The following is a 25,600-nucleotide window of genomic DNA, read 5'->3' as shown; positions in this document are numbered from 1 at the left end:
TCCGGAGCTCGCCGGTCCCGGTGCTGGTCACCGGGGCTCCGATCGCCTGGTCGATTGGCTGCAAGGCGAGCGCTGCTTGCGCGTCCTGGTAGGGCTCGATCCCTCTGACTCTCCTCGAGCCGCTCTGGGCTGGCTCACCGAGCTCGACGGCGCGGGGCCGCTCGAAGCGCTCGTCGCGACCTTTCACCGAGAGCTCGGCCCCGTGAGCTTCTGGACGCGGTTCGTGTCTGCCGCGGCGACCCGAGGCGTCGTGCATCCCTACCGCGACAGGCCCTTGGCCGGAGCTCGCAGCACGGTTGAACCGCGCTCGCTCGACGGGCCGACATCACAGATCGAGATTATCACCCGTCATCCAGCCGCCGAGCTGCTCCGCCTGGCCTGGCGAGAGCAGGTCGATCTCCTGATCCTCGCTCGCGATCCGTCGCAAGGTCGCCTGTGGCGCGCGCCCGTTTGGCGCACCATCCTTCAGCCGAGCCTGCCGTGCAGCGCCGTGTGCGTGCCCGCGACCTATGCGCCGGCAGAAGCCTCGAACTCGCGCAGCGAGCCCGCGGCTCAACGCATGCGGCGCCGACGCCCACGGGCGCGATGGTCTGCGCGGAGCGCGCGCGGAGATCGGAGAGCCCATGGCGGCATGCAGGGCAGAGCGTAGCCACATGCCAGGGGGGGGCGTACCCCGTTCGGCAACAAGGGTTCTCGCATGCTACCGACCCTCGCATGGACGGATCACGGCGAATTTGCGCCTGGACCGCCTCGGCGCCTTCGTCGTGCTGCTCGTCGCGGGCGTGGGCCTCGGCGTCGTCCAGTACAGCCGCGCATACCTAGGACCGAAGGGCAAACCCGCCTACTGGGCGACGCTCCTCGCGTTCATGGGGGCCATGATCGGGGTCGTCCTCTCGGACTCGCTCGTGCTCCTCTACGTCTTCTGGGAGCTGACCACCATCGCGTCCGCTCTCCTCATCGGGATGGACTTCACCGATCCGGAGGCACGGAGCGGCGCGGTCCGCGCCTTCCTGGTCACGGGCGCAGGGGGCCTCGCAATGCTCGCCGGCGTGGTGCTGCTCGGGCAGATGGCCGGCACCTACAACCTGTCCGATCTCGCCCCGCGCGCGGGCGAGATCGTGGCGAACCCGGCCCATGTCACCGCGCTCATCCTCCTGCTCGCCGGGGCGTTCACCAAATCGGCGCAGTTCCCGTTTCACTTCTGGCTCCCGGGCGCCATGGCCGCGCCCGCGCCCGTCAGCGCCTATCTTCACTCCGCCACGATGGTGAAGGGCGGTATCTTCTTGATAGGCCGCCTGTTCCCGGTGTTTCATGCGTCCCCCGCCTGGTCTCCCGTCCTCGTCACGGTGGGGCTCACCACCTTCGTTGTGGCCGGATGGGACGCCGTCCGGGCCTGGGACCTGAAGAAGCTCCTCGCTTACAGCACGGTGGCATACCTCGGCGTGCTGACCGCGCTCTACGGCCTGTATGCGAGGACAGGGACGCGCGGTGAGCTGCTCAATATCGCGAACCACGCGCTGTACAAGTCCTCCCTGTTCTTGCTCGTCGGCTGGATGGAGAAGGTGACGGGGACACGCGATCTATCGGTGCTGAAGGAGGAGCACTGGTTCCGGCGCGAGCCGGTCGCCGGGGTCTTGATCGGGTTTGGCGCCGCCGCCATGGCGGGCTTTCCCTTCGTGCTCGGCTTCATCAGCAAAGAGATCCTTTACGAGGCGCTGCTCACGGTTCGATCTCCGGCTGGCGTGGTCGCGCTCGTGGCGGCCCTCGTGGGCGGGGCTTTCGCCGTCGCCTATGCGCTCAAGCTCTTCGTCAGCTCGTTCTGGGGTCCCGACATCCCGCCCGAAGGTCGCGGCCACCCGAGGCACCAGCTCTCGCCATGGCTGCTGGTCGTCCCCCTCCTTCTGCTCGCCCCGCAGGTGATCGGCGGGCTGGCTCCCGGGTGGCTGGGTTCCCTCCTCGATCCCGGAGCCGAGCGGCTGGGGTGGCTGGCCGTGTGGCACCACGTGGACGCCCTCTTCGCCCTCAGCTTGATCACGATCGCGCTGGGGGCGGGCGGTTATCTCCTCTGGAGGCGGCACGCGAAGCCCCCCAGCGAGCCGGAGACACAGATCCTCTCCGACCGCATCTCCGGGGTCGTCCTCCGCCTCTCGGGCTGGGCCGGTCGAGCCGTACAGGCCGGGGGACTGCCACGTTACCTGGCGGTGATGCTCCCTCGCCTGGAACACCGGTGTCCATCCTCCGAGTGCCCGTGCCGGAGCGGATCAGCTCGCGCTGTCGCTCCCCGAGGCCCACGGAAGGAACGTCGTCAACGTCATCCTCGTGGATTTCCGGGGCGCCGATACGCTCGGCGAGATCACGGTGCTCGCCGTTGCCGCGCTCGGCGTGGCGGCGCTGCGCCCGCGGCGCGAGCCGGCGCCGACGTCCAGGCCAGGGGGGTCCGGATCATGCGATCGCCCTTCCTGAGCTACGTCGCCACCGGGGTGCTCCCGTTGATCGTCGTCTTCGCGCTCTTCCTGCTGCTCCGCGGGCACGACGCGCCGGGCGGCGGCTTCATCGCCGGGCTCGTCACGACCATCGCGTTCGTCCTGGCGGCCCTGGCCTTGGGCGCGGGCACCGTGCGGGCCGCGCTCCCCCCGCTCGCTTGCCGGATGCCCTGGATCGGCCTGCTCGTCGCCGCGGCGTCGGGGCTGCCAGCCGTCGCGCGCGGCCAGAGCTTCTTGACCCATTACCACGTGCCGATCGGCGCCGCCGAGGCCCCCGCGCTCCGCCTCTCGACGACGCGGCTCTTCGACGTCGGGGTCTATCTCGCGGTGGTAGGCGCTGCGATCAAGGTGCTCGACGCCTTCGCCGCGGAGGCGCCGTTGTGATCGGAGCCGCCGTGATCGCCGCCGGGGTGCTCCTCGCTGCGGGTCTGTATCTCATGCTGTCCCGCGACGTGCAGCTCGTGGCGATGGGCTTCTTCCTGCTGTCCAACGGCGTGAACCTCTTCGTGCTGACCGCCTCGGGGATGCCCGTGGGCGCGGCGCCGCCGCTGATCCCGGAGGAAGATCCGGCCGCCGCCCTCGCCCGCCCCACGGCCGATCCGCTCGCGCAGGCGTTCATCCTCGCGGCGGCGCCGGTCTTCGCGCACCTCGAGCGGACGGCAACCACGCTCCTGGAAGTGACGCCGTACGTGGACGCAGTCCTCGTGCAGCGACGATGAGCCGATGAACCACCTCGCGTTGAACCTGCTCCTCGCGATCGTCTGGGTCCTGCTCCAGGCGGGAGTTCTCTCTGGGGCGACTGGTCATGGGCTTCCTCGTGGGCTTCGGCGCGATTGCGCTCTACGCGCGCGATCCCGCGGAGCTGCGCGGCCGGCTGCGCCGATTCGTCCGTCTGATCCAGCGCGCCGCAGGCCGCGGGCTGCCGCCATCGCTGGAGGAATGATATGGGAAGCGTCGATCCGCGGTCCGCCGTCCTCTTCGCCTCGCTCCTCGTGCTCGGCGTCGGCATCGGGCTCTGCACGATCCGCGTCGCGCGCGGGCCAACGAACTTCGATCGATTGCTCGCGTTCGATTGCCTGTTGATGAATGTCGTCGGCGTGGCGCTCGTGGCATCGATGCTGCTCGCTACGGACGCGTTCATCGACATGGTGCTGGTGACCGCGCTGTTCGGGTTCATCGGCACCATCGCGCTGGCCGCCTACCTGGAGGGCTCCCTTGCTCGCTAGCGCGCTCGAGATCGCCGCCGCCGTGGCGGGGACGTTCTTCATGTTCGTGGCGTCGCTCGGCGTCCTGCGCCTACCGGACTTCTATGCGCGCATCCACGCGCCGACCAAGGCTGCGACGCTGGGGCTCGCGTTCCTGCTCGCCGCGCTCGCGCTGCACTTCCAGGAGCTCACGAGCGTGACCAAGGCGGCGCTGGTGCTGCTCTTCGTGGGCGTGACCGCGCCCGTGGGCGCGCACATCCTCGCACGAGCGGCGTACCGGAGGGGCGTGCGGGCGCCCGGCACGCGGGTCGACGAGTACGGGCCTTCCGTGCAGCGCCTGCGCAGCGAACCCGAGCGTGCGGAGGAGGTGAAAGGAAAGGAGGACGGGTGAGCCAACGCCGACCGGAAGACGCTGGTCAAGGCGCGCCCCCGTCGGTATCGCGCCGCTCTCCCCGGCCCGACGGAGCCGCGTCTCGCGGCTCCTGCGCCGTCCACGCTCCGGAGCGCCTCCAGGATGAGCGCCTTGGCGCGCTCGACGTCGTCGCCGTAGCCGATGCCCACGTCGTACTCGACCGATCCAGGTCATGACGCCCACGACGGCCATGGAGGGCAGCCTCCCGAGCAGCCATCGGCGGCGGAGGTGCCCCATGCCATCGAGCACCGTCGACGCCTGGGCCCGCCGCGCGACGGGGACGAGGCGGAGCAGGCCCTTGCGATACGCCGCGGGCTCGGCCGCGAGGAAGAGGCCCAGGAACAGGACGACCACCGCGCCCGCAAGGGCGCCGAGCGTGGTCGAGAGCAGGCGTGTGGCGCCGAGGAGGGCCTGCCGCGCGTGCGGGAGGAGCTGGACGTCCGAGAGGCGCTCGGCGAGCTCGCGGCCCCACGCGTACCGCCCGGCGTGCTCGGCGGCGCGGCGCGCCGCCTGGGGCAAGCGCTGCGCTAGCTCGTCCACCTGCGCGGCGAGCGACGGTGCGATGAGCCAGGCGCCCGCCGTGACGGCGGCGGCGAGCGCGGCGACGGTGACGGCCAGCGCCCAGCCGCTCGAGAGAGGGATATGGCGGCTCAGCCAGTCCCCGATGCCGCGCAGAACGATGGCCAGGAGGACCGCCGCGAAGACGAGGAAGACCACGTCGAACACGGCCCGGAGCACCCAGAGGAGCAGCACGATCACCGCCACGGTCGCGAGCGCGGCGATGGCGCTCGATCGCGCCTGCCCGGGCCCGTCGGCGTCCGAAGCCGGTTTCCGCTCCACATATCGGCTCCGCGGGCGCGCCGCTGCGCCTCTGCACACGCCTGTTCCGCCGGCAGGGTCGCACGTCAAGCCACCGAGGGCGCGCTCGTGCCAGCCTGGCGTGCGGCGGGCGTGCGCCGGGGCTCTCGAGTCCAGCTCACGAGTGCGCATGACGGTGACGGCGCTCGGCCGTACCCGGCGCCGCTCCGGGAGCACCGTCGCTTGTAGGCTTGCCCGTCGCTGGACGGGCGTGCGGGGCACCGAGGCGCCTGCCGCAGCGCATATCGAGCCTGTGGTGGCGTCGCCGGCCCGGCGTCTCGTGCCGGCCGATCCCTGCCGGCGAAGCGTTCCGCGGTGTCCCTTGCGTGCGATAGCCGAGCTCGGCGTCGGCAGAGGCACGCCAATCGCAAGATGTCGGGGCATGTTGCGAAAAACCAGCACGCGGATGCTCTGGTCGGGGACGGTTCTGATCGTGGCCGTCGCCGGCTGTCGAACCGATGAGCCGCGCGGAGAGGCCCTCGGGGAGAACCTGCAGAAGGAACCTCCGGCGCAACAGCAGCAGCGAGGCGCGCAGGCGCCTCCGGAGAGCGCAGCGCGGCAGGCTCCTCCGGCCGACGTCGAGGTTGGCGGCGTGCTGTCCTGCCGCCCCGAGGCCGAGATCGAGGCCACCATGACCCGCCTCATCGCGCTGGCGGACGCGAACGAGGACCGGGCGCTCTCGAAGGACGAAGCGCTCGGCCTGACGAACGTCGTGGTCGGCGGCTTCTTCTTTCGCGCCGACGAGAACGGCGACGCGGTGGTGACGCCCGAGGAGGGCCGGAAGGTACGAGCGGAGTTCATGGACCAGAACCCCGCGGCCGCCGCGCTCTTCCAGGAGGCGCGCAAGACGACCGGCAAGAGCCCCTTCGCGACGCTGGCCCGGCTGTTCGACGTCGACTACGGCAAGCCGCTCGCCATCGCCGAGGCGCGCGACGCGGCCCGCGGCGCGGTCGAGGACCTGTACCGCGCGGCCGATCAGAACCGCGACGGGGTCCTCTCGCGCGCCGAGGCCAACGGCGTGGCGTGGGAGGGCGCGCGGGCGCTGGGCCGGTCGGCGTTCGAGGCAGCCGACGGCGACCGGAACGGGGGCCTGACGTCGCAGGAGTTCCAGGCAGCGCTCCAGGGGCCGGCCAAGGTGGCCTTCGCCATGGCCGATACCAACAACGACGGACAGCTCACAGAAGAAGAGGCGGCCAGGGCGATGGGGCAACTCGTGCAGCGGCTCGGCGTCCAGCCGCCCGCGGCGCAGTAGCAGGTGACGCGCTCGCCACGGCCGGCGTGCCCTGCTGGCGCCCGCCTGGATCGCGATCGCGCGGCCTGATGACGCCGTCCAATCCGGGATGTCGCCATCGAGGTGGATGTGCTCCGGCCGAGAGGCACCACCATCGCGCGATCGCGGCGCACTGGACAGCGCCCGATCTGCGCGATCGGGCTGGTTGGGGAGGAAGAGATGATGCGAACGAACCATGGGACATCGGTAGTAGGCCTGGTCCTCGCGGCGGCGGCGACCCTGCTCGCGACGGGATGTGATCGAGAAGAAAGGGCGCTCGGGACGACGCGCCCCCCGGAGGGCCCCCAGGCCCTGCCGCGGACGGCGGTCGCCAGCGCGGTCGATAGCATCGTCGCGGCGCGGTGCGACCGCGAGGCGCGGTGCAACAACGTCGGCCAAGGCCGCGAGTATGCGAGCAAGGACGCCTGCGCCATCAGGATCCGAGCCGAGTGGCGCGACGAGCTCAACTTCGCCGAGTGCCCGGGCGGCATCGATTCCAAGGAGCTGAACGAGTGCTTGCAGGAGATCCGCAACGACGACTGCAACAATCCGTTCGATACCCTCGGCCGGATCGTCGCCTGCCGCTCCAGTGATCTCTGCCGAGCCACTCCCTAGCCGCGCTCTCGCGGCACGGCAATCGCAAGGTACGTAAGGCACGTCAAGCGCACGCAACGGAGCGCGATGCGAGCTCATGAGTCGATCCGTGCAACGTGACCCGGAGAGCGAGCGCCGGCCGCGGCCAGGCCCCGGAGCAGATTGCATCGAACTCGACGGCATCCGGCCGGAGGCGGAAGCGGGCCATGCAGGCACCTTCCAGCTCTCGAACCCCGAGCTCCGGATGCGCGATGGTCACCTCCTGTCCCCCAGGCGGCCGCCGCGCCGAGGTCTGCTCGTCGAATGCGGGCCACGCGCTGTGGGCCGGCATCGCCGAGCCGGCGAGGGCGAGGACGACCGCGGAGAGGCTGCTCTCGGAGAGCATGTATTCGGGCTGGGGTATCCGCACGCTCGCAGCGGACGAGCAGGGCTACAACCCGATATCCTATCACCGCGGGACCGTGTGGCCGCACGACAACGCCCTGATCGTCTCGGGGCTGCGCCGCTACGGCTTCGACCGCGAGGCGCGCTGCGTGTTCGGCGGCATCGTGAGGGCTGCCATGGTTTTTCGGATGTACCGGCTGCCCGAGCTCTTCTGCGGCTTCGCGCGCGATGAGTACGGCGGCCCGGTCCGCTACCCGGTCGCATGTCATCCGCAGGCGTGGGCCGCGGGGGCGGTCCCATCCATGCTCGCCTCGCTCCTCCTTCTCAAGCCGAACGGCACTGTTCTGGAAGGCTGAGCTCGGCGACGAGTCCGAGTCGTCCTCGGGCGAGGAGGCCCAGGCTCACGCTCATGCCCACGCGCACGAGCGGGCAAGCGCATGAGTCTTCTTGTTGTCGGCGAGAGCCCGGGCTCTCCGAGCACGAAGCGCAGAGCGCGCTTGCACCTGCGCTCCGCGATCGAGGGGCGGATGCGGTGGGAGGCGCCCGGCCTGAAGAACCATCCCCGCCATGCGGCAGCCGTGGAGATCGCGCTTCAAAAGGAAGCCGGCCTCAAAAACGTTTACGCCAATCCGGTGACAGGGCGGCTGCTGCTGCGCTGCGACCCCAGGCTCACCCGGGCCGCGATCGAGGCGAAGCTCCGTGCCGCCCTCACGTCTCCCCCGCTGGAGCCCGAGGTGTACCGGCGGTGGCGGGAACAGCAGGCGGCCGCGCGCGAGTCGCGGCAGGGAGGGCAACCGCCGGCTCATGCAGCAGTTCGACATCGCGGTATCCGCCGAGGCCGAGGCGCTTTACGCCGAGCACGCGGCCGAGGGCGAGACCGAGATGTACGTGGCCCACCAGGGCCGACTGATCGGGCTCATCGGCGTGCGCGACAAGATCCGTCCGGACGTGGCGTCATCGCTGGCGGAGCTCCGTCGCGAAGGCGTCCAGCGGCTCGCGATGTTGACCGGGGACATGGAGGAATCAGCCCGCGCGGTCGCCGGCGCCGTGGGGCTCACGGAGCGGCGGGCCCAGCTGCTGCCCGAGCAGAAGTATGCGTGGATTCGAGAGCTGAAGGCGAAGGGGCTCCGCGTCGCGATGGTGGGCGACGGCATCAATGACGCGCCGGCGCTCGCGCTGGCCGACGTGGGGATCGCCATGGGCACGGCCGGCTCCGATGTCGCCATCGAGGCGGCGGACATCGCGCTGGCGGCCGACAACATCGGCGGTGTCGTCACAACGCTGCGCCTCAGCCGCCAGGCGCTCAATGTTATCCGCCAGAACTACGGCATCGCGCTGGGCGTCAACGCAGGGGGCCTGGTGGTCGGGGCGATGGGCGCGCTCAACCCGCTCATCGCGGCGGTGCTCCACAACCTGAGCACGCTCCTCGTCGTGTTCAACTCGGCGCGCCTCATCGGCTACGAGCCGAAGCGCCTGGCCCGCGCGAGCGCAGCCGCCGCGAAGCCGAGGCGAGCCCCTCGGGGCGTCGGGCGCCGCGCCCCGCGCGAGATCGTAAGAGCCTGACGGGGGCGCTCCGGCCGAGGATGCGGTCCCGGAAGCCGGGGGCAAAGCGCTCGATCTGGGCCTCGATCGCCGCGGTCATGTCCAGCATCCCCCCGTGAGGAACATGGCAGTACCCGCCGGCAGCTCGTCGACGGACACGACGCGCCGCCCCACCTCGATCTCTCCGCCGAACGAGCGAAAATAGGCGGAGAGCGCTGCCGTGATCGCCTGCGAGCCGCCGCGCGCGCAGGGCCAGCCGCGCGCGTGGCAGCCGCCGTGATCGCCGTGAGGGCCGTGGCGGCGGTGGCGATACGCTCCCGCCGCAAACACCGGCGAATCTGGTGGTGACGCGGCGCCGCTCCCGAGGAGCTCTCCCTTCAGCTCCAAGAGCCGCAGGGTGAGCTCGACCCAGGGACCGCTTGCCTACCGCGCTCGCGTGGTGAACTGAAGGACGCGCGCTCGCCCGCCGGGCCGAGCGCCTCCAGCCACCGTTTTGCCGCGTCCTCTGTCTTTACGGAGATCTCCTGTTCATCGATGGCACGCCGCGCAGTGGGTGAGCCGCGCCTCACTGGATCCGGAGATCGATCGTCATGTCCTTTCCCCCCCGCTGGAGGGAAATCGCGAGGTTGTTCGCCGAGCGCAGCCGGGCGTAGGCTTGAAGCGCGCTCTGCGGATCGGTCATGTCGAAGCCGTTGATCGAGCGGATCGTGTCCCCCTTGCGCAGGCCGACCGCGGTCAGCAGCGAGTCGGGCGCGACGCGGGCGAGGCGGACGCCGACCACGCGCTCCCCCTCCCGCGCAGGCACGATCCGCGCGGAGCGCATGAGCTCCCCCTGCTTCTCCAGGACCAGATCGATCGCCGTCCGGTCGACCACGAACTCGCGGTCGCTCACCTTCCGGATCTTCGACGCGATCTCCGGCGGGAGCGCGCCGCGCTTCGGCCGCGGCGCCGCGGGCGGTGGCGCGGGCGTCGCGCGCGGCGCGCCCCGGTTGTCGCCGATGCGGACCTGACACCGCGCCCCCGGCTCGGCGAGCCAGACACGATCCCAGCCGATCGCGACGACCGAGCGGCCCTCGACCGCGTCGCCCTCCCGGCGCAGGAGCGGCTCCCCTCGCCCGGCTGCGATCGTGGCGAAGGACCAGGAGGGATCCTCCGAGGCGGCGATCAAGAGGACGCGCGCGCCCTCGCAGATCGGATCCAGCAGAGGATCGGCGCCCACGGCGGACGCCTCGTCCTCCTCCTGGCTGGCGGGCTTCGGCGTGAGGGGCCCTGTCACCGAGTCGAACGGGTTCCGCGCCACGATGGCTGCCGCGCTGGTCGTGTGATCGCCGTCGTCCAGGAGGGGCCGCGGCTGTGACCGCGGTTGCGGCCGCGCCGGCGGCAGCCCGGACAGCCACGCTTCTTCCACCAGGTACGAGATCCCGGACGCCTGCTGGTACGCGGCGACTATGATCATCCCGCCGACGAACGCCGGGAAACATCGCTTGATGAGGGAATCCGGGATCACGTCGTTTTCCAGAGCGAGAGCCCCGCGCGCGCCGGTGCGCAGGCGGCGAGCGGCCGTGGATGGATCGCAGGAGCCGTTCCGGGCGCCCTGCGCGGAGAGGCCCTCGGGCGAGGGCAGCCTGGCCGCGGTGGAGCAGCATCCGTGCCCACGTGGCTTGGGAGTTGCTGATTGCCGGCGCATGAAGAAAAAGACGGCTTTCGCGCCGCTCCGCCGCCTCCTCGCCGCCGTCGGCGGCCCTGCAGCCGCGGGCTGCGCGCCGGAGCCGCGCAGCATGCCGGGCTCCACCTGCGAGGCCCCATGAGGTGCGACATCGTGTCGCATCTGGGACAATGGATCGCATGGCCGTGCACAACCTAGGGGAACGGAGCGCGATGGGGCTGACGCTCCAGCTCTGGCTCATGCTGCTCGTGCCGATCGTCCTCGCCGTTGCGCTCTACGGGGCGGCGATCCACACGACGCGGCACCAGTTCCTCCGCAACCAGGCGTCGGCCGAGCTGCGCCACCACGCGAGCCTGGTCGAGGCGGCGATCGGCGGGGCCGTCGAGCGCGGCCAGGTCGCGCTGCTCAAGCAGCGCATCGAGCGGCTCGCGCAGGCCGATCGCATCCTCGGGATCGCGGCGTTCGACGAGCGCGGGGGCCCGATCCTCGTGACGGATCCCATCGCCGGCGAGTCGGCCGAGCTCGCGGCGCTGGCGCGGCGCGCGCTCGCGACGGGCGCGGAGATCGAGGAGGAGCGGACGCTCGGCGGAGGGCCGGCGCTCGTCCGCACGGTCACGTTCTCGCAGCGGGGTCTGTCGGTCGTCGCCGTCGTCGTCCGGGAGCTCCGCTACCTGGACGCCTTCGCGCGGAGCTCGAACCGGGGCCTGGCGCTCGCCGGGGCCGCGCTGCTCGCCGCCGTCGCGTTGATAGCCGCGTTCGCGAGCCGGGCGACGGTCGGGCGCCCGGCCGGCGCGATCGTGGCGGGCGTCGAGCGGGTGGCGCGGGGGGAGCTCGAGGTGACGGTGCCCGAGGCGGGCGCCGAGGAGCTCCGGCGGCTCGCGCGGGCGTTCAACGCGATGACGGCCTCGCTCACCGAGGCGCGCGCCCGCCTGGAGCAGGAGCAGGCCGCCCGCGCCGCCGTCGAGCGGAAGCTGCAGCAGGCGCACGCGCTGTCGGCCGTCGGGCAGGTGGTCGCCTCGATCGGCCACGAGATTGGCTCCCCGCTCAGCGTCATCCTGGCGCGCGCCCGCCGCCTCGCCGACCAGCCCGGGTGGCCCGAGCCGGCCCGCGGCGAGCTGGAGACGATCGCGACGCAATCCGAGCGCATCTCTCGCGTGGTGGCGCGGCTGCTCTCGGTCGCCCGGCCACCGAGGCTCCTCGGCCGCGGGAGCGACGTGGCCCAGGTCACGCGCGAGGTGCTCGCGTTCCTCGGGCCGGAGTGCCGGCAGCGCGGGGTCGCGACCCGGATCGAGCACGACGGGGCGCCGCTGCACGCGGTGCTCGACGCGGACCACCTGTTCCAGGTGGCGTTCAACCTGTGCCTGAACGCGGCGCAGGCGCAACCTCGCGGGGGCGAGATCACGGTGCGGCTCCAGACTGTCGACGCCCGCAAGGCGGCCATCGAGGTCGAGGACCGCGGGCCCGGGATCCCTCCCGAGGTCGCCGAGCACATCTTCGAGGCGTTCTTCACGTCGAAGGGCGATCGCGGCGGCACCGGCCTCGGCCTGGCGATCGTCGAGGGGATCGTGCGCGAGGCGGGCGGCTCGGTCGAGCTCGTCCCGACGGACCACGGCGGCGCTTGCTTCCGCGTCACCCTGCCGCGCGGCGCGTCCGCGCCGCTGCCCGCGCGCGCGGAGGCTCGATCGTGAGCGCCCGCGCGAAGGTGCTCATCGTCGACGATGAGCTCGAGATGGTGAAGCTCGTGGCCGACATCGCCCGCGACATGGGCCACGAGCCGGCGACGCTGACCGCGCCGCTGCTCGCGCTCCCGCTGCTCGAAGAGCGGGAGTTCGACCTCGTCGTGACCGACGTGCGCATGCCCGAGATGGACGGGATCGAGCTCATCGAGCGGATCGCGCGCTTCGACCCCCGGACGGCGATCATCGCCATGACCGCGTTCGGCTCGATCGACACCGCGGTCCGCGCCATGCGCGCCGGCGCGTTCGACTACCTGCCGAAGCCGTTCCAGCCCGCGGACATGGCGCTCCGCATGGAGCGGGCGCTCGGGCAGCGGGCGATGACGGTCGAGCTGACCGAGCTCCGCTCGGAGGTCGCGCAGCGGTTCTCGATCGCGGGCATGATCGGGCGCAGCCGGGCGATCGAGGAGGTGATCGCGCTCGTGCGGCGCGTGGCCGACAGCCGCGCGACGGTCCTCGTGAGCGGCCCGAGCGGGAGCGGCAAGGAGCTCGTGGCGCGCGCGCTCCACGGCGAGAGCCGGCGTCGCGGGAGGAAGTTCGTGGCGGTCAACTGCGCGGCGATCCCGGAGTCGCTCATCGAGGCGGAGCTCTTCGGGGTGCGCAAGGGCGCCTACACGGACGCGCGCAGCGACCGGCCCGGGATGTTCCAGGAGGCCGACGGCGGGACGTTGTTCCTCGACGAGGTGGGCGAGCTCGCGCTCCCGCTCCAGGCGAAGCTCCTGCGGGTGCTCCAGGAGCGGGAGGTCCGCCCGGTCGGCTCGGCGTCGTCGGAGCCCGTCGACGTGCGCGTCATCGCGGCGACGAACCGCGATCTGCGCGCGGCGGTCGCCGAGCGCAGCTTCCGCGAGGACCTCTTCTACCGGCTCGCGGTGATCGAGATCGCGATCCCGTCGCTCAGGCACCGCACGGACGACGTCCTGCCGCTCGCCGAGCACTTCCTGGCCCGCGCGGCCGCGAACGCGGGCAAGCCGATCGCCGGGTTCTCGGGCGCGGCGGTGAAGCGCCTGCTCGCGTACGACTGGCCCGGCAACGTCCGCGAGCTGGAGAACGCGATCGAGCGGGCGGCGGCGCTCTGCGACGGCGCGCGGATCTCCCCGGACGACCTCCCCGAGGGCGTGCGCGCGCGGCGGGGCGCGCCGGATTTCCTCGATGCCGCCGCGGATCGGCTGATGACGCTCGACGAGCTCCAGCGCGAGTACGCGCAGGTCGTCCTGCGGCGCGTGGGCGGCAAGAAGCAGCGGGCGGCGGCCCTGCTCGGCGTCGATCGGCGGACGCTCCAGCGCTGGTTCGGCGGGGGGAGCGACGGCGAGCAGGAGCCCTGAGGGTCGCCCTGGAGCGCTGCGTCCACTCCCCGCTGGCGGCGCTCGAGCGGGCCATCGAGCGCTTCGCGCGCGGCGACAAGACCGCGCGCGCCCCGGCCAGGGCCCGCGGAGCTGCGCTCGATCGCGGGCGTGTTCTCGGGCCCCCGGGGCTGAGCGCGTTGGCCAGACCGGCACGCCCGGCCCAAATTATTTTGATCTCAAACAATGAGCAGGCTAGAAATTCTGTCATGAGCCTGTCCTTCTCCGGGCCGAAGGGGTGGATCGAGCAGCGCTGGATCGTGTATGCGCTGATGCGCGACAGCATCCAGCACCACCTCGAGGACGGGCGGCCGAGCGCGGAGTTCGCGACGATCCACGGCGCCGCCGCGGCGCTGGGCGGGCAACGCGTGGTGCTCCCTGCGCGAAGGCTCCACGACGAGCTCAGGCGCGCGCGGGCCGAGCTCGCGGGCCGCCCGATCGACGACCTGGCGATCAGCGGCCGGACCCGCTCGGTCCTCAGCCTGCGCTGGCCGCCGCCGGAGGAGATCGAGACGATGCTCGTCACGGACTGGGGGGACTCGGTGCCGCTGCTCGGCGCGCCATGCGGCGACAGCCTCGACGACGTCTTCGGCCACCTGCTCGATGGACTCTTGCGCATCACGGAGGAGGCATCCGAGTCGGATCACGTCGAGATCATGGACCTGTAAGCGCCGCCTCGCCGGAGCTCACTCCTTCGACAGATAGGCGATCATGAAGCACATCTCCTGATTCGTCCCTTCCCCCCAGGGCACGTCCTCTGGCGGGAGGGAGAACTGCCCCTCGCTGTCCACCGTGTTGTCCCATGTGCACTCGGTGACGAAGCGATCCCCGGTCCCCCAGCGCATCGGCTCGTCGAACATGTAGAGCGCCTGGTGGTGGAACTCGAACTCGCCGCGCGCTGCGCACTCGCTCGCTCCGCCGTCGCGCTCGATCCAGGCCCGGTAGGAGCGGCCGAGCACGTGCATGTGCGGCATGACGCCGTACACGAGCAGCGGCGGGCCCTCGTTCGGCGCGGAGCTCTGCTCGGTGTGCGCCTCGGCGCCCGCGGGGATCGTGAAGGGGACCGGGCCGAACACATCCATGTAGACCTCGGCGCGAGGCGCCTCGCGCGAGAGCTCCAGGCGGTAGCCGGACCGATCGCGCGCGCTCGAGTTCCTGCGCCCGAAATAGTGCATCTGCATCACGAGCTGCTCGCCGGGCTCGACGCGGACCCCGGCGCCCTCCGGCAGCCGCGTCACCCCGACGCCGGGCGCCCAGCTGTGGAGCAGCTGCCAGTCGAGCTCGATGACCGGATCGCGGCACGGGAATGCGCGCGTCCCCGGCGCGACGCCATAACCGATGCCCGCGTCGCCGCCGAGATCCCGGTACACGGCCATGTGGTGCACCACGGCCGGATTGCCGACCTCCGCCTCGAACGCCGTGATCCAGGCCGGCTCGGAGAAGGGGTTGTCGACGATCGTGCAGAAGTACTCGTTGCCGTCGTCGTCGAGGGAGACGTCGTGCTCCTCGGGCATCTCGAGCGTGGCGTCGGGCACCTCGATGCTGTCCGCCCGGCCCCGCGGCGGCGGCGAATCGACCGGATCGCCGAGCGGAGCGCCGTCGCGCGCCCATGCCCCGAAGAGGAGGCGCTCCTCTTGACTGAGGCTCATCCTCTCCGCGCCTTCGTAGCTGCGGCAGCTCGGGTCCAGCACCGGCGGCGGCATGTCCCCCGCGCTCACCCGCAGCGACATGAGCGCGGCCAGCCGCCGCGCCGTCGCCGCGTCCGTCAGCGCCACCCCGCCGACGCCCGCGCCGTCATGGCAGGAGGCGCACGAGCGCTCCACGAGCGGCTGGATGTCCCGGTACCACGTCACCTCCGGCCCCGGCGACGCGGGCGCCTCCCCGTCGCCCCCACACCCCATCGTCCCCACCGCCCCGAGCACGAACACCACCGCGCTCCGTGCCCTGCGCACAGCTTCGCCCCTCGTCATCCCACGCCTCCTGTCGTCTTGGCCGGCTCGGGAGCCGCATCTCCGCGAGAGCTCCTGTCAATCGACCGTTTCAAACGATTGTTTAATAGCCAGTCGGCGGTGTGTCAAGGGCCGAGCTCGACGAGGACGGCGGCGGTCCTCGAGCGGCGGCGACGTGAGAGCGGAGAGGCGCGTGTCGGCGCGCGTGCGGATGCCAGCGCACATCCGGCACGGGGGGCCGAGCCGTGCGCGCTCGGCTAGGATCGCCAGCATGCGCAACCCCCGCCTTCTCCTGCCGCTGGCGACGGCCCTGGTCCTGGGATCCTTGCAAGGTGCCGGCTGCTCCGGCGAGTCGCCCGGCCCCGAGGGGTCGCGCTGCGAGCCGTCGGGCGGCGGGCCGCACTGGCTCCTCGAGGGCGAGACCGTGACGTTCCCCGTGACGTGCGCGACCGGCCTCGCGCTCCCCGACGGCGCGATCGAGGTCGGCCCGCTCCCCGACGGCGCCACCTATGACCCGGTCGCGCGCGAGGTGACGTTCTCACCCGGGCTCGACCAGGCCGCCGTCTACGAGATCGAGATCCGCGTCGCGCAGACGTCCGAGGTCGGGCGCGTCAAGATCGGCGTCGCCGACGACTGGGCCGATCCGTCGAACGTGCCTGTCGTCGATCCGGCCCGTTATCCCGAGGAGTACGGCCTGCCGGTGCTCTTCCTCTCGCCGACCCCCGAGGCGAAGGAGTACGCGCCGGCCACGGTGGTCTACCGCGGCCGCACGTACACCGCCGAGGCGGAGCTCCGCGGCGAGAGCTCGCTCGGGTATCCGAAGAACAGCTTCACCCTCAAGTTCCCCAAGGAAGACAAGTTCAACGAGCCCGACGAGGCCGGCGGGTTCACCGATCGCCGCAAGGTCGTGCTCATCACGACGTTCGACGACAACTCCTATGTCCGGCAGCGCCTTGCGTACGACCTCTGGAACCGCCTCGATCCGGAGCACATCCAGATCAAGACGTACAGCGCTGTGGTGTACCTCGACGGGCAGTACGCGGGGCTCTACACCGTGGCCGATCACGTCAACGGCTACCTGATGGAGGACCACGGGTACTCGCAGGACGGCAACCTCTACAAGGCGGTCAGCCACGACGCGAACTTCGCGCTGACCGCGCACGGCGACGAGCCAAAGGAGACGCTGCACGACGGCTTCGAGAAGAAAGAGGGGACGCCGCCGGAGGGCGAGCCGGAGGCGTTCGCGGACCTGGAGGAGCTCGTGAGCTTCGTCGCCACGTCCGAAGAGGCCGCGTTCGCCGCCGAGATCGGGTCGCGGATCGACCTGCGCGATTACGAGGACTGGTGGATCTTCGTCACGTTCATCATGGCCGACGACTCGGCAGGAAAGAACAGCTATCACTACCACGATCCGACCTCAGGCGGCGTGTTCCGCTATGCGCCGTGGGACTTCAACGCGAGCTTCGGCCAGACGTGGCAGACGGAGCGCCAGACGGCCTCGACGCGCGTCGAGTACCTCGACGCGAACCTCCTCTTCCAGCGCCTCCTGGAGGAGCCCTCGATCGGCGATCCGCTGCGCGCCCGCTACGGAGAGGTCCTGCGCGGCGCGCTCGGAGACGCCGAGATCCAGGCGATCGTGGACGGCTACGTGGCGCGCATCGATGCGAGCGCGCGCCGGGACGAGGCGAAGTGGGGCGAGGCGTACCGGAGCTACGAGGGCTGGAGCGGGCGCGGCGACTTCACGACGTACGAGGAGGAGATCGCGTACCTGAAGGCGTGGATCTCGGAGCGGTGGCAGCACCAGGACGCGCTCTACTGAGCGGCTGGCCGCTCGTCGCGCGGCCGGAGCGGACGTTGACATCCCCCAGCGCGGCGGCGTGAATGCTGCGCGTGGATCCATCACCTCCCCCCTCGTCCTGGCCGCGCGCCGACCTGCCCGGCAATCGCGGCGATCGCGCGGAGCCCTCGCTGACGGTCGCCTCGCTGGTCGCGCAGTCCGTGCCGCCGCCGCCCTCCGCGGCCGCCAGCGCGCCCGCGGTCGCGCCCAGGCCGCGCGCCGCGTGGATGCGGCCGGCGCCGCTGCTGGTCGGCAGCGCTATCCTCCTCGGGATCGACCTGGCGCTCGCGATCACCCCGCGCGCCTCGATGGCGCTGACCGCGCTGGAGACGCTGCTCGTTCCAGCGTGGGTCGCGGCCGTGGTTTGGCTCGATCGCCTGCGCAGGGCGCTCCCGGGCGCGAGGATCGAGGCCAGGCGGCCTCGGCTGGCGCTGTTCCTGCTCGCGTTCAGCCTGCTGCTCGCGTGCATCGGCGAGAAGTGGCTCCTCGTCTGGCAGCCGGCCGACGACCCGGGGAACCGCGGCGCCGTGCTCTACCGCGCGTACACCGCGCTCGCGTTCTTCGTGGCCATCGGCGGGCTGCTCGGGCGCCGGCCGATCGAGCGGCTCCTCGCCACCGCCGCGGAGCACCCGGCGCGGCTCATGGCCGTGTCGTTCGGGGTCGCCACGCTGATCGGCAGCTTCCTGCTCACCCTGCCGCAGTCGCTCCGGGACATCGCCGACGCCTCGTTCATCGACGGCCTGTTCATGTCCGCGAGCGCGGTGTGCGTGACCGGGCTCGCCGTGCACAACGTCGCCGAGACGTACACGCCGTTCGGCCAGGCGGTCCTGCTCCTCCTGATCCAGATCGGCGGGCTCGGGATCATGGTGCTCTCGACGTTCTTCGCCATCCTCGCCGGCAGGAGGCTCAGGCTCCGCGACGCGGCCGTGATGGCCGAGATGATCGACGCCGAGTCGTTCGCCCGCCTCCGCCGCAGCATCGCCGCGATCGTCCTGTTCACGCTCGGCATCGAGGCGGTGGGCGCGCTCGCCCTGCTGTTCTGCTTCCTGCCCCACCACGAGATCGTCTCCGGGCCCGTCGCCGGGGAGCCCCTCTCCGGCGCCGGCGATCACCTCTGGGCGGCCGTCTTCCACGCGGTCAGCGCGTTCTGCAACGCGGGCTTCTCGCTGTTCAGCGGGGGGCTCGTCCCGCTGGTCGGCTCGCCCGCGGTCTGCGGCGTGGTGATGGCGCTCGTGATCCTGGGGGGCCTCGGCTTCCCGGTGCACGACGAGCTCCTGCGCCGGCTCAGGCTCCGGCTCCGCGGCGAGCGGCCGCCGCGGCTGTCGCTGCACAGCCGGGTCGTCCTGATCACGACCGCGGTGCTGCTCGTGGCCGGGGCCGCGGGCTTCTTGCTGCTCGAGCGGCGCCGATCGATGGGGGACCTCTCGTGGCCCGTGACGGTGCTGGCGAGCTCCTTCCAGTCGGCCATGACGCGGACGGCGGGCTTCAACACGATCGATCTGGGCCTCATGGGCCCGGCGACGTGGATGCTCACCTGCATGCTGATGTTCGTCGGCGGCGCGCCGGGCTCGACCGCGGGCGGGGTCAAGGTCACGACCGTCGCCGCGCTGTTCGCGGTGCTGCGCGCCGAGCTGCGCGGCGAGGAGACGCCGCGCCTGCTCGGCAGGACCCTCCCGGCGGCCACGGCGCGCCGCGCCCTGGGGGTCGCGTTCCTCAGCGTGGTGCTCGTCTCGGGGTTCTTGCTGATCATGCTCGCCCTGGAGCCGCACGACCCGATGGGCCTCGCGCTGGAGACGGTCAGCGCGTTCGCCACGGTCGGGCTGTCGGCGAACGTCACGCCGTCGCTGAGCGCGCCGGGGAAGGTGGTCATCACCTTGGCGATGTTCATCGGCCGCATCGGTCCGCTGACGCTGGCGCTGGCGCTCGCCAACCAGGCGAGGGCGCGGAGCTACCGGCTGCCGGAGGAGCGCGTCGGCATCGGGTGAGCGCCGCGCTGGTCGCCTCCGCCCCGGCCGGGGACGCCTGCTCGATGCCGGGGGTGCTCGCCGGCGTTGGAGATGGGAGCGCTCCGGGCCCGGGGTCCACCGCCCGTTCCTCCGATCTGTGGCGCTGGCCGCGGATCCGTGAGACGTTCGCGGCGCGGCGCCGTCAGGAGGCGGCGCGCGATACCGGACCATGAGATCGAAGAGCGTCCTCGTCATCGGGCTCGGCCGGTTCGGTACGTCGATCGTCGAGACCCTGTGGAAGAGCGGGGCGGAGGTGATCGCGGTCGACAACAACCCCGAGGCGGTCGACGCGGTCAAGGACAAGACCTCGGCCGCCTTCGTCGGCGACGCCACGGTGCACAAGGTGCTCGAGGGGATCGGCGCGCAGTACGCCGAGACCGCCATCGTGACGTTCGGCGAGCACTTCGAGCCGTCGGTGCTCTGCGTGGCCTCCCTGGTCCGGATGCGCGTGCGCGAGGTGATCGCCCGCGCCGCCACCGATCGCCAGGCCGACATCCTGCGCGCCGTGGGCGCCACCCGCGTGATCCAGATCGAGACCGAGATGGGCCGCCGCGTCGGCGCCGACATCCTCACGCCGCTCGCCCAGGATCTGCTCGACCTGGCCAGCCACTACCGCGTGGTGCCCTGGGACGCGCACGGGCCGCTCGTCGGGCAGACGCTCGCCGGCTCGAAGATCCGGCAGCGGTACCGGATCAACGTGCTCGGCGTGCGGCCGCACAAGAGCAAGCTGCCCGGCGAAAAGCCGCGGCTCGAGGCGCCCACGCCGGACTACGTGATCCGGGACGGAGACACGCTGCTGCTCGTGGGCGACGGCGACGACGTGAGCCGGTTCGTGGCCGAGGTCGGGGGCTGATCGGCCTCCGTGCCCCCGGCGTCGAGGCGCCCCGAACAGGCCCCCCGAGCACAATCCCGGCCACGCATTCCGGCTTTTCCCCTCGACCTCGATGTGCGAGAGCGCCAGGCACATGCGTTCTTCCACAGCGCCCTCTGCGATGCGCCTCGCTGTCTCGGAAGCGCTGCTGCTCGCGGTCGCGATGACCGCCAGCGCAGCGCGCGCGCAACCCGCCGACGCGCCGCCGCCCGAGCCTCCGCCCGCCGAGGGGGACGTGGGCGGGGCCTCCGTTCCTCGCGGCGGAGCCGGCGCGGTCGTCGTCCCCCAGCCGGGCACGGCCCAGCCGGCGCAGCCCACCGCCGTCAGCCCGCCGAAGCTGATCACGTACGCCCCGCCCGTGTATCCGGTCGAGGCCCAGCGCGCGGGCGTCGAGGGGAGCGTCATCCTCAAGCTCGACATCGACAAGACCGGGCGCGTCACCAAGGCCGAGGTCGCGACGCCGGGCGGACACGGCTTCGACGAGGCCGCGCTCGCGGCCGCGCCCGGCCTCGTGTTCGAGCCGGCGCGGCGGCCGGACGGCACGCCGGCGCCGGCGCGCATCCTCTACCGGTACGCGTTCACGCTCACCCCCAAGCCCGCCGACACGGCGGCGCCGGCGCCGCCCGCCGACGTCGAGACGGTGGTCGGGACCGTCCTGTCCGCGAGCACCGGCGAGGGGCTCCCGGACATCTCGGTCAGCCTCCTCCGGCCCGACGGCGGCCGCGAGGACGTGAAGACCGACCAGCGCGGCAAGTTCCGCTTCAAGAACCTCCCTCCCGGCAAGTACCGCGTCGAGGTCGCCGCCGCGGGGTTCGAGCCGTTCACGGCCGACGAAGACATCGCGGCGGGCGAGGCGATCGAGGTGCGCTACCGCATCTCGCTCGCGAAGCCCAAGGACGGCGCGGCGCCGGGCATCGAGGTGACCGTGCAGGGCGAGCGCCCGCCGCGCGAGGTGACCCGGAGGACGCTCGAGCGCCGCGAGATCGACCGCATCCCGGGGACCGGCGGCGACGCGCTGCGCTCGCTGCAGAGCCTGCCCGGCGTCGCGCGCAGCGGGTTCGGGCTGCTCATCGTGCGCGGGTCCGCGCCGCAGGACACGCTCACGTTCATCGATCGCACCCCGGTGCCGATCATCTACCACTTCGGCGGCCTCTCCTCGGTCGTGCCGACCGAGATGCTCGAGAAGATCGACTTCTACCCGGGCAATTTCAGCGCCGTGTACGGCCGCGCCATGGGCGGCATCGTCGACGTCGGGCTCCGCTCGCCGAAGCAGGACGGCAAGTACCACGGCGTCGTTCAGCTCGATCTCATCGACGGGCGCGTGCTCCTCGAGGGGCCCGTCCCGTACCTCAAGGACTGGAAGTTCATCGCGGCAGGCCGGCGGAGCTGGGTCGACGCGTGGCTCGGGCCCGTGCTCAAGGAGGCGGGCTCCAGCGTGACGCAGGCGCCCGTCTACTACGACTACCAGTTCGTCCTCGAGGGCCGCCCCTCCGCGAGCGAGCGCGTGCGCGCGAGCTTCTACGGATCGGACGACGCCTTCAAGATCACCCTGGACAAGCCGCCGGAGGACGAGCCGGCGCTGACGGGCGACTTCGGGCTGCACACCGCCTTCCAGCGCCTCCAGCTCAGCTACGAGAACCGCCTGGGGAACCGGGACAGGATCCTCTGGTCGCTGGCCCTCGGCAGGGACGTCTTCGACTTCGGGGTCGCGCCCTTCGCCTTCAACATCGTCACGAACTCGCTCGACCTGCGGCTGGAGTACTCGCACCGGTTCGCCAGGTTCCTCACGATGAACGTCGGGACCGACCTCTCGAGCGGCATCGCGACGGTCAACCTCCACGCGCCGACGAGGCAGCCGGCGGGCCACCCGTCGAACCAGCCGTTCTCGACGCTCCCCGCGCAGGACCAGTCGTTCGACGGCCCGTACTCCCGGCCGGCCGCCTACGCCGAGTTCGAGGTGGTCCCCTCGCCGCGCGCGCGGATCGTCCCCGGGGTGCGCGTCGACTACGCGCTCGACACGCACACGCTCGACGTGAGCCCGCGGATCAACGCGCGCTACGACATCCGGAGCGGCTTCCCGCGGACGACGGCGAAGGGCGGCGTGGGCCTCTACTACCAGGCGCCCCAGTTCCAGGAGAGCGTCGAGCCGTTCGGAACGGCGGATATCAAGTCGAACCGATCCATCCACTACGGCCTCGGGGTGGAGCAGGAGATCACGCCGCAGATCGACGTGACGGTGGACGGGTTCTACAAGCAGCTCGATCGGCAGGTCGTCTTCTCGGCCGAGAAGGACGGATATGCCAACGACGGCACCGGGTACGCGGTGGGCGGCGAGGTGCTCTTGAAGTACAAGCCAGACGATCGCTTCTTCGGCTGGGCGGCGTACACCCTCTCGCGGTCGGTGCGCACGGACGCCCCCGGCGAGGAGGAGCACCCCACGCCATGGGACCAGACGCACGTGCTGACCGTGCTCGGGAACCTGCAGCTCGGCCGGGGCTGGGAGGTCGGCGCGCGCTTCCGCCTCGTGTCGGGCAACCTGCAGACCCCCTATGTCTGCGATCCGGAGCAGAAGGGGTGTGATCCGAACCGGGTGAACGCGATCTACCATGCTTCCTCGGGCAAGTACTCGCCCTTCCCGCTCGGGGGCGACTACAGCGAGAGGATGCCGCTGTTCCATCAGCTCGACGTCCGCGTCGACAAGACGTGGCGATTCAAGAGGTGGCAACTCGGGCTCTACCTGGACGTGCAGAACGTTTACAACTACCAGGCTGCGGAGGGCATCAGCTACAACTTCAACTACACGAAGCGGGAGTACGTGACGGGGCTCCCCTTCCTGCCCACGCTCGGGCTGCGAGGAGACTTCTGATGAAACGGACCCGACTGCCCTCTCGCCGCGCGCTGCTCGCCGCGCTCTCGACCCTGGCCCTCGGCATTCCCTGCTGCTCGGGGAGCGACCTGGCTCCGTCGTCCGAGGTGGAGGGGCTCCGCGTCCTGGCCGTGACGGCGGACAACCCATACCCGGCACGGGGCACGCCCGTGACGTTCCAGATGACGTACGCCGACGCGCTGGGCGACGCCGACGGCAACCCGCGGAACGTCGAGGTCACGTGGATCGGGGGCTGCGTGAACCCACCTGTCGGGGTGGACGCGCAGATCGGGTGCCTCGGGCAGTGGCTGGGCACCTACATGGCGGCAATGATCCCGCCGCAGGGAGGCGGAGGTGGCGGCGGCAACGGCGGCGGCGCCAACGACGGCGGCGGCGGCGGCAACGGCGGCGGCGCCAACGACGGCGGCGGCGGCGGCGGCAACGGCGGCGGTGGCAGCGCCAACGGCGGCGGCAATGGCGGCGGCACCAACGGCGACGGCGGCAATGGCGGCCAGGAGGAGCAGACCGCTCTCGTCAAGCGACAGGAGCTCGAGTCGGCGCTGAGCGGCAAGCCCAACGCAGCGTCGTTCACGTGGACGCTGTCCGGCGACATCCTCAGGCGCCCGGACGCAGGACACACCGCGACCGGAACGAAGTACTCGTCGGCCTACGTGTTGTTCGCCGTGTGCGCCGGCAAGACGCGGCCGTCTCCTGCGCTGTCCGCAGCGCTGGAGGCGGTGCTGCCGGCGGTGCTGGCAGGCGCTGAGCCGTCCGAGGCGATGGCCGCGGCGATGTCCGCGGCGATGGCAGACGGCATTGGGATTCCACTGGAGTGCGTCGACGAGGACGGGAGGGTGCTCGGTCCGGACAGCTTCGTCGTGGGCTACACGCAGGTGTTTCTCTTCCAGGATTCGGATCAACGAGCCAACACGAACCCGCCCATTGACGCGTTCACGCTGAAGCTGGACGGCAAGGAGGTCGCGCTCGGCGAGAGCGGCCTGCCCGTCGTGGAGCCGTGCATTCAGCCGGAAACGAAGGCGCAGGGATGCGGCCCGGCAGAGCCGGACGCCGACGACTGCACGACCTACGACATCGACGTGATCGTGCCGTCCAACGCCGCCGACGTGGACGTGGAGGCCACGGGGCTCGGGGGGCCGCCCGCGCACGAGGCGCTCTGGGTCGACTACTACACGGACGGGGGCGGATTCGACGGCGCGAGGCGCCTCGTGAGCGACGCGGTGACAGGCCCCGGCGAGCGCCACGGGACCACCTGGACGCCGCCCTCGAAGCCGGGGCGCGTGTCGCTGTGGGCGGTCGTCCACGACACCCGGGGCGGATCGAGCGTGAAGCAGATGGAAGTCGAGGTGCGGGAGAAGGAGTAGCGCGCCGGGGCGCGGCGGCGTTCAGGCGAGCGCTGCCGGGGCTCCGGGGTGAGGCCGCGCGCGCCGGCGCTTGTGCCGAGGAGCGCGCTCCCGTATCGCAGTTCCGTCATGCCGCCGCTCGATCTGCACGTCGCCCTGTTCGGCGCCTCCGGCGCAGGCAAGACGGTCCTCCTGGCGGCCTTCTACCGGGCGCAGACGCAGCCCTCGTTTCAGCTCGAGCACGCGTACAAGATCCAGGCGGTCAACAAGGCGCAGGGCAACCAGCTCCTCGGGCGCTTCTACCGCCTCGAAGAGGGCAGGTTCCCGGACGGCAGCACGCGCTTCGACGCGTACGAGTTCGACTTCTTCCCGAGGGACCTGCCGGAGGCGGCGGTCCGCATCCACTGGTACGACTACCCCGGGCGCTGGTGGGAGGACGAGCCGATCGACGCGGAAGAGCGGGAGGCGATGCGCCAGGGCCTGCTCAAGCTCGGCATGAGCCACGTCGGGATCCTCCTTGCGGACGGCGCGAAGTACCGGAGCGAGGGGACCGGCTACATCCGGTGGCTCTTCGAGCACTTCGCCGACGAGTGCGACCGGCTGCGCCGGACCAGCGCCGCAACGGGCGACGAGGTGAGCTTCCCGCGCGAGTGGATCCTCGCCCTCAGCAAGGCCGACCTGTTCCCGCCGGAGTACAGCGCGAGCGACTTCGAGCGCGAGGTCTGCCGCGACGCCGACGATCAGCTCGCCAAGCTCTGCGCCGTGCTCCGCGCCGAGCGCGCGTTCGGCCACCGCTTCATGCTGCTCTCGTCGGTCGCCGCGCCGGCCGACACCGACGCGCAGGTCGACCCGGGCACCTCGCTCGGCGTGCGCACGCTCGCGCCCGCGGTCCTTGTGAGCACCGTCGAGGGCGCGGTCCGCGAGGCGCAGGCCACGCGGAAGGAGAGATCGGCGGGTGAGACGTTCTTCCAGGGCCTGCGCGATCTGGTCACGTTCGTCGACTCCCTCGACGACTTCCTCCCGAAGCGATACCAGATCGTGAGCAAGATCCTGCGCTTCGTCTCGATCAAGGACTTCGCGACCACGCGGCTCGATAGGCTCCAGAAGACCCGCGAGGGCGCGATCCGGAGGGGCGACGCGTTCACGGCGGTCCTGAGCGCGATGGCCGCGGCCCTGCGCAACGACGAGGGAGCGCGGGCCTACCACCAGAACCAGTAGGA

The 25,600-nt window shown here is 71.6% G+C and carries 21 protein-coding genes and 1 pseudogene; 18 read left to right on the top strand and 4 right to left on the bottom strand.

Annotation, left to right across the window (positions count from 1 at the left end; translation table 11 throughout):
* Window positions 1-734 precede the first annotated feature (734 nt).
* The 5 genes from WME73_RS18270 to mnhG all read left to right on the top strand — a co-directional run bounded on the left by WME73_RS18270 (window position 735) and on the right by mnhG (window position 4,079).
* Window positions 735-2,867 (top strand): proton-conducting transporter transmembrane domain-containing protein, encoded by a 2,133-nt coding sequence (locus tag WME73_RS18270; protein WP_437916505.1) that lies wholly within the window; start codon window positions 735-737, stop codon window positions 2,865-2,867.
* On the top strand, window positions 2,864-3,202 hold the full coding sequence (locus WME73_RS18265; RefSeq protein WP_437916504.1) for an NADH-quinone oxidoreductase subunit K: 339 nt from the start codon (window positions 2,864-2,866) through the stop codon (window positions 3,200-3,202). Before WME73_RS18270 ends, WME73_RS18265 begins: the two co-directional genes overlap by 4 nt.
* An 86-nt stretch (window positions 3,203-3,288) precedes the next feature.
* Window positions 3,289-3,426 carry a hypothetical protein gene (locus WME73_RS18260; RefSeq protein ID WP_437916503.1) on the top strand — a complete coding sequence of 46 codons (138 nt, stop codon included), beginning with the start codon at window positions 3,289-3,291 and terminating at the stop codon, window positions 3,424-3,426.
* Window position 3,427: 1 nt separating this feature from the next.
* Complete coding sequence (locus WME73_RS18255; RefSeq protein WP_437916502.1) at window positions 3,428-3,709, top strand: monovalent cation/H+ antiporter complex subunit F; 282 nt, start codon at window positions 3,428-3,430, stop codon at window positions 3,707-3,709.
* Window positions 3,699-4,079, top strand: a complete 381-nt coding sequence (gene mnhG, locus WME73_RS18250) for a monovalent cation/H(+) antiporter subunit G (RefSeq protein ID WP_437746713.1) — start codon at window positions 3,699-3,701, stop codon at window positions 4,077-4,079. The genes WME73_RS18255 and mnhG overlap by 11 nt, the downstream gene beginning before the upstream one ends.
* Window positions 4,080-4,319: 240 nt before the next feature.
* On the opposite strand, the pseudogene WME73_RS18245 reads toward mnhG, so the two are convergent.
* A pseudogene (locus WME73_RS18245) lies at window positions 4,320-5,090 on the bottom strand (AI-2E family transporter); the annotation flags it as partial.
* Between the two features lie 250 nt (window positions 5,091-5,340).
* Here WME73_RS18245 and WME73_RS18240 point away from each other — a divergent pair.
* From WME73_RS18240 to WME73_RS18225, 4 genes are all read left to right on the top strand, one after another.
* A complete protein-coding gene (locus WME73_RS18240) occupies window positions 5,341-6,210 on the top strand; it encodes a hypothetical protein (protein WP_437746712.1) in 870 nt (289 codons plus the stop codon).
* A gap of 198 nt (window positions 6,211-6,408) precedes the next feature.
* Window positions 6,409-6,843, top strand: coding sequence for a DUF6184 family natural product biosynthesis lipoprotein (locus WME73_RS18235; RefSeq protein ID WP_437746711.1), 435 nt, complete (start codon window positions 6,409-6,411; stop codon window positions 6,841-6,843).
* 230 nt (window positions 6,844-7,073) lie between these two features.
* Window positions 7,074-7,562, top strand: coding sequence for an amylo-alpha-1,6-glucosidase (locus WME73_RS18230; protein WP_437916501.1), 489 nt, complete (start codon window positions 7,074-7,076; stop codon window positions 7,560-7,562).
* A gap of 343 nt (window positions 7,563-7,905) precedes the next feature.
* A complete protein-coding gene (locus WME73_RS18225) occupies window positions 7,906-8,769 on the top strand; it encodes a heavy metal translocating P-type ATPase (RefSeq protein ID WP_437916500.1) in 864 nt (287 codons plus the stop codon).
* A gap of 75 nt (window positions 8,770-8,844) precedes the next feature.
* On the opposite strand, the gene WME73_RS18220 is transcribed toward WME73_RS18225, so the two are convergent.
* Together WME73_RS18220 and gspC are read right to left on the bottom strand one after the other, a co-directional pair.
* Window positions 8,845-9,135 carry a hypothetical protein gene (locus WME73_RS18220; protein ID WP_437746708.1) on the bottom strand — a complete coding sequence of 97 codons (291 nt, stop codon included), beginning with the start codon at window positions 9,133-9,135 and terminating at the stop codon, window positions 8,845-8,847.
* Window positions 9,136-9,313: 178 nt separating this feature from the next.
* On the bottom strand, window positions 9,314-10,255 hold the full coding sequence (gspC, locus tag WME73_RS18215; protein WP_437746707.1) for a type II secretion system protein GspC: 942 nt from the start codon (window positions 10,253-10,255) through the stop codon (window positions 9,314-9,316).
* 338 nt (window positions 10,256-10,593) lie between these two features.
* Here gspC and WME73_RS18210 point away from each other — a divergent pair, with 338 nt between their 5' ends.
* The 3 genes from WME73_RS18210 to WME73_RS18200 all read left to right on the top strand — a co-directional run bounded on the left by WME73_RS18210 (window position 10,594) and on the right by WME73_RS18200 (window position 14,158).
* Entirely contained in the window at window positions 10,594-12,102 is a 1,509-nt protein-coding gene (locus WME73_RS18210; RefSeq protein ID WP_437916499.1) for a sensor histidine kinase, read from the top strand.
* Window positions 12,099-13,472 (top strand): sigma-54-dependent transcriptional regulator, encoded by a 1,374-nt coding sequence (locus WME73_RS18205; RefSeq protein WP_437916498.1) that lies wholly within the window; start codon window positions 12,099-12,101, stop codon window positions 13,470-13,472. The genes WME73_RS18210 and WME73_RS18205 overlap by 4 nt, the downstream gene beginning before the upstream one ends.
* 227 nt (window positions 13,473-13,699) lie before the next feature.
* Window positions 13,700-14,158: a hypothetical protein gene (locus WME73_RS18200; protein WP_437746704.1), complete on the top strand. Its 459-nt coding sequence runs from the start codon at window positions 13,700-13,702 to the stop codon at window positions 14,156-14,158.
* A gap of 18 nt (window positions 14,159-14,176) precedes the next feature.
* Here the strand turns inward: WME73_RS18200 and WME73_RS18195 are convergent, their stop codons facing one another.
* The gene (locus WME73_RS18195) at window positions 14,177-15,460 is read right to left on the bottom strand and encodes a hypothetical protein (protein WP_437916497.1); all 1,284 of its coding nucleotides are present in this window, start codon (window positions 15,458-15,460) and stop codon (window positions 14,177-14,179) included.
* Between the two features lie 250 nt (window positions 15,461-15,710).
* On the opposite strand from WME73_RS18195, the gene WME73_RS18190 reads away from it, so the two are divergent.
* From WME73_RS18190 to WME73_RS18165, 6 genes are all read left to right on the top strand, one after another.
* Window positions 15,711-17,258, top strand: a complete 1,548-nt coding sequence (locus WME73_RS18190; RefSeq protein ID WP_437916496.1) for a CotH kinase family protein — start codon at window positions 15,711-15,713, stop codon at window positions 17,256-17,258.
* Between the two features lie 62 nt (window positions 17,259-17,320).
* On the top strand, window positions 17,321-19,261 hold the full coding sequence (locus WME73_RS18185) for a TrkH family potassium uptake protein (protein WP_437916495.1): 1,941 nt from the start codon (window positions 17,321-17,323) through the stop codon (window positions 19,259-19,261).
* Between the two features lie 190 nt (window positions 19,262-19,451).
* Window positions 19,452-20,135, top strand: coding sequence for a potassium channel family protein (locus WME73_RS18180; protein WP_437916494.1), 684 nt, complete (start codon window positions 19,452-19,454; stop codon window positions 20,133-20,135).
* A gap of 139 nt (window positions 20,136-20,274) precedes the next feature.
* Complete coding sequence (locus tag WME73_RS18175; protein ID WP_437916493.1) at window positions 20,275-23,019, top strand: TonB-dependent receptor domain-containing protein; 2,745 nt, start codon at window positions 20,275-20,277, stop codon at window positions 23,017-23,019.
* The gene (locus WME73_RS18170; RefSeq protein WP_437916492.1) at window positions 23,019-24,401 is read left to right on the top strand and encodes a hypothetical protein; all 1,383 of its coding nucleotides are present in this window, start codon (window positions 23,019-23,021) and stop codon (window positions 24,399-24,401) included. The genes WME73_RS18175 and WME73_RS18170 overlap by 1 nt, the downstream gene beginning before the upstream one ends.
* A gap of 108 nt (window positions 24,402-24,509) precedes the next feature.
* Entirely contained in the window at window positions 24,510-25,598 is a 1,089-nt protein-coding gene (locus tag WME73_RS18165; RefSeq protein ID WP_437916491.1) for a TRAFAC clade GTPase domain-containing protein, read from the top strand.
* Window positions 25,599-25,600 lie beyond the last annotated feature (2 nt).

This window comes from Sorangium sp. So ce302, from assembly GCF_051530145.1.
Taxonomy (GTDB): Bacteria; Myxococcota_A; Polyangia; order Polyangiales; family Polyangiaceae; genus Sorangium; species Sorangium cellulosum_B.
The sequence above is the reverse complement of the archived record's forward strand: the minus strand, read 5'-3'. Positions and strand labels throughout refer to the sequence as shown.

Excerpts from the sequence above, each read along its gene's own strand:
- WME73_RS18190 (WP_437916496.1), top strand. The coding sequence starts at position 15,711 with ATGCGCAACCCCCGCCTTCTCCTGCCGCTGGCGACGGCCCTGGTCCTG.
- WME73_RS18165 (WP_437916491.1), top strand. The coding sequence starts at position 24,510 with ATGCCGCCGCTCGATCTGCACGTCGCCCTGTTCGGCGCCTCCGGCGCA.
- WME73_RS18175 (WP_437916493.1), top strand. The coding sequence starts at position 20,275 with ATGCGCCTCGCTGTCTCGGAAGCGCTGCTGCTCGCGGTCGCGATGACC.
- WME73_RS18260 (WP_437916503.1), top strand. The coding sequence starts at position 3,289 with ATGGGCTTCCTCGTGGGCTTCGGCGCGATTGCGCTCTACGCGCGCGAT.
- WME73_RS18185 (WP_437916495.1), top strand. The coding sequence starts at position 17,321 with ATGCTGCGCGTGGATCCATCACCTCCCCCCTCGTCCTGGCCGCGCGCC.
- WME73_RS18180 (WP_437916494.1), top strand. The coding sequence starts at position 19,452 with ATGAGATCGAAGAGCGTCCTCGTCATCGGGCTCGGCCGGTTCGGTACG.
- WME73_RS18210 (WP_437916499.1), top strand. The coding sequence starts at position 10,594 with ATGGCCGTGCACAACCTAGGGGAACGGAGCGCGATGGGGCTGACGCTC.
- WME73_RS18240 (WP_437746712.1), top strand. The coding sequence starts at position 5,341 with ATGTTGCGAAAAACCAGCACGCGGATGCTCTGGTCGGGGACGGTTCTG.
- WME73_RS18200 (WP_437746704.1), top strand. The coding sequence starts at position 13,700 with ATGAGCCTGTCCTTCTCCGGGCCGAAGGGGTGGATCGAGCAGCGCTGG.
- WME73_RS18255 (WP_437916502.1), top strand. The coding sequence starts at position 3,428 with ATGGGAAGCGTCGATCCGCGGTCCGCCGTCCTCTTCGCCTCGCTCCTC.
- WME73_RS18195 (WP_437916497.1), bottom strand. The coding sequence starts at position 15,460 with ATGACGAGGGGCGAAGCTGTGCGCAGGGCACGGAGCGCGGTGGTGTTC.
- WME73_RS18170 (WP_437916492.1), top strand. The coding sequence starts at position 23,019 with ATGAAACGGACCCGACTGCCCTCTCGCCGCGCGCTGCTCGCCGCGCTC.
- WME73_RS18235 (WP_437746711.1), top strand. The coding sequence starts at position 6,409 with ATGATGCGAACGAACCATGGGACATCGGTAGTAGGCCTGGTCCTCGCG.
- WME73_RS18230 (WP_437916501.1), top strand. The coding sequence starts at position 7,074 with ATGGTCACCTCCTGTCCCCCAGGCGGCCGCCGCGCCGAGGTCTGCTCG.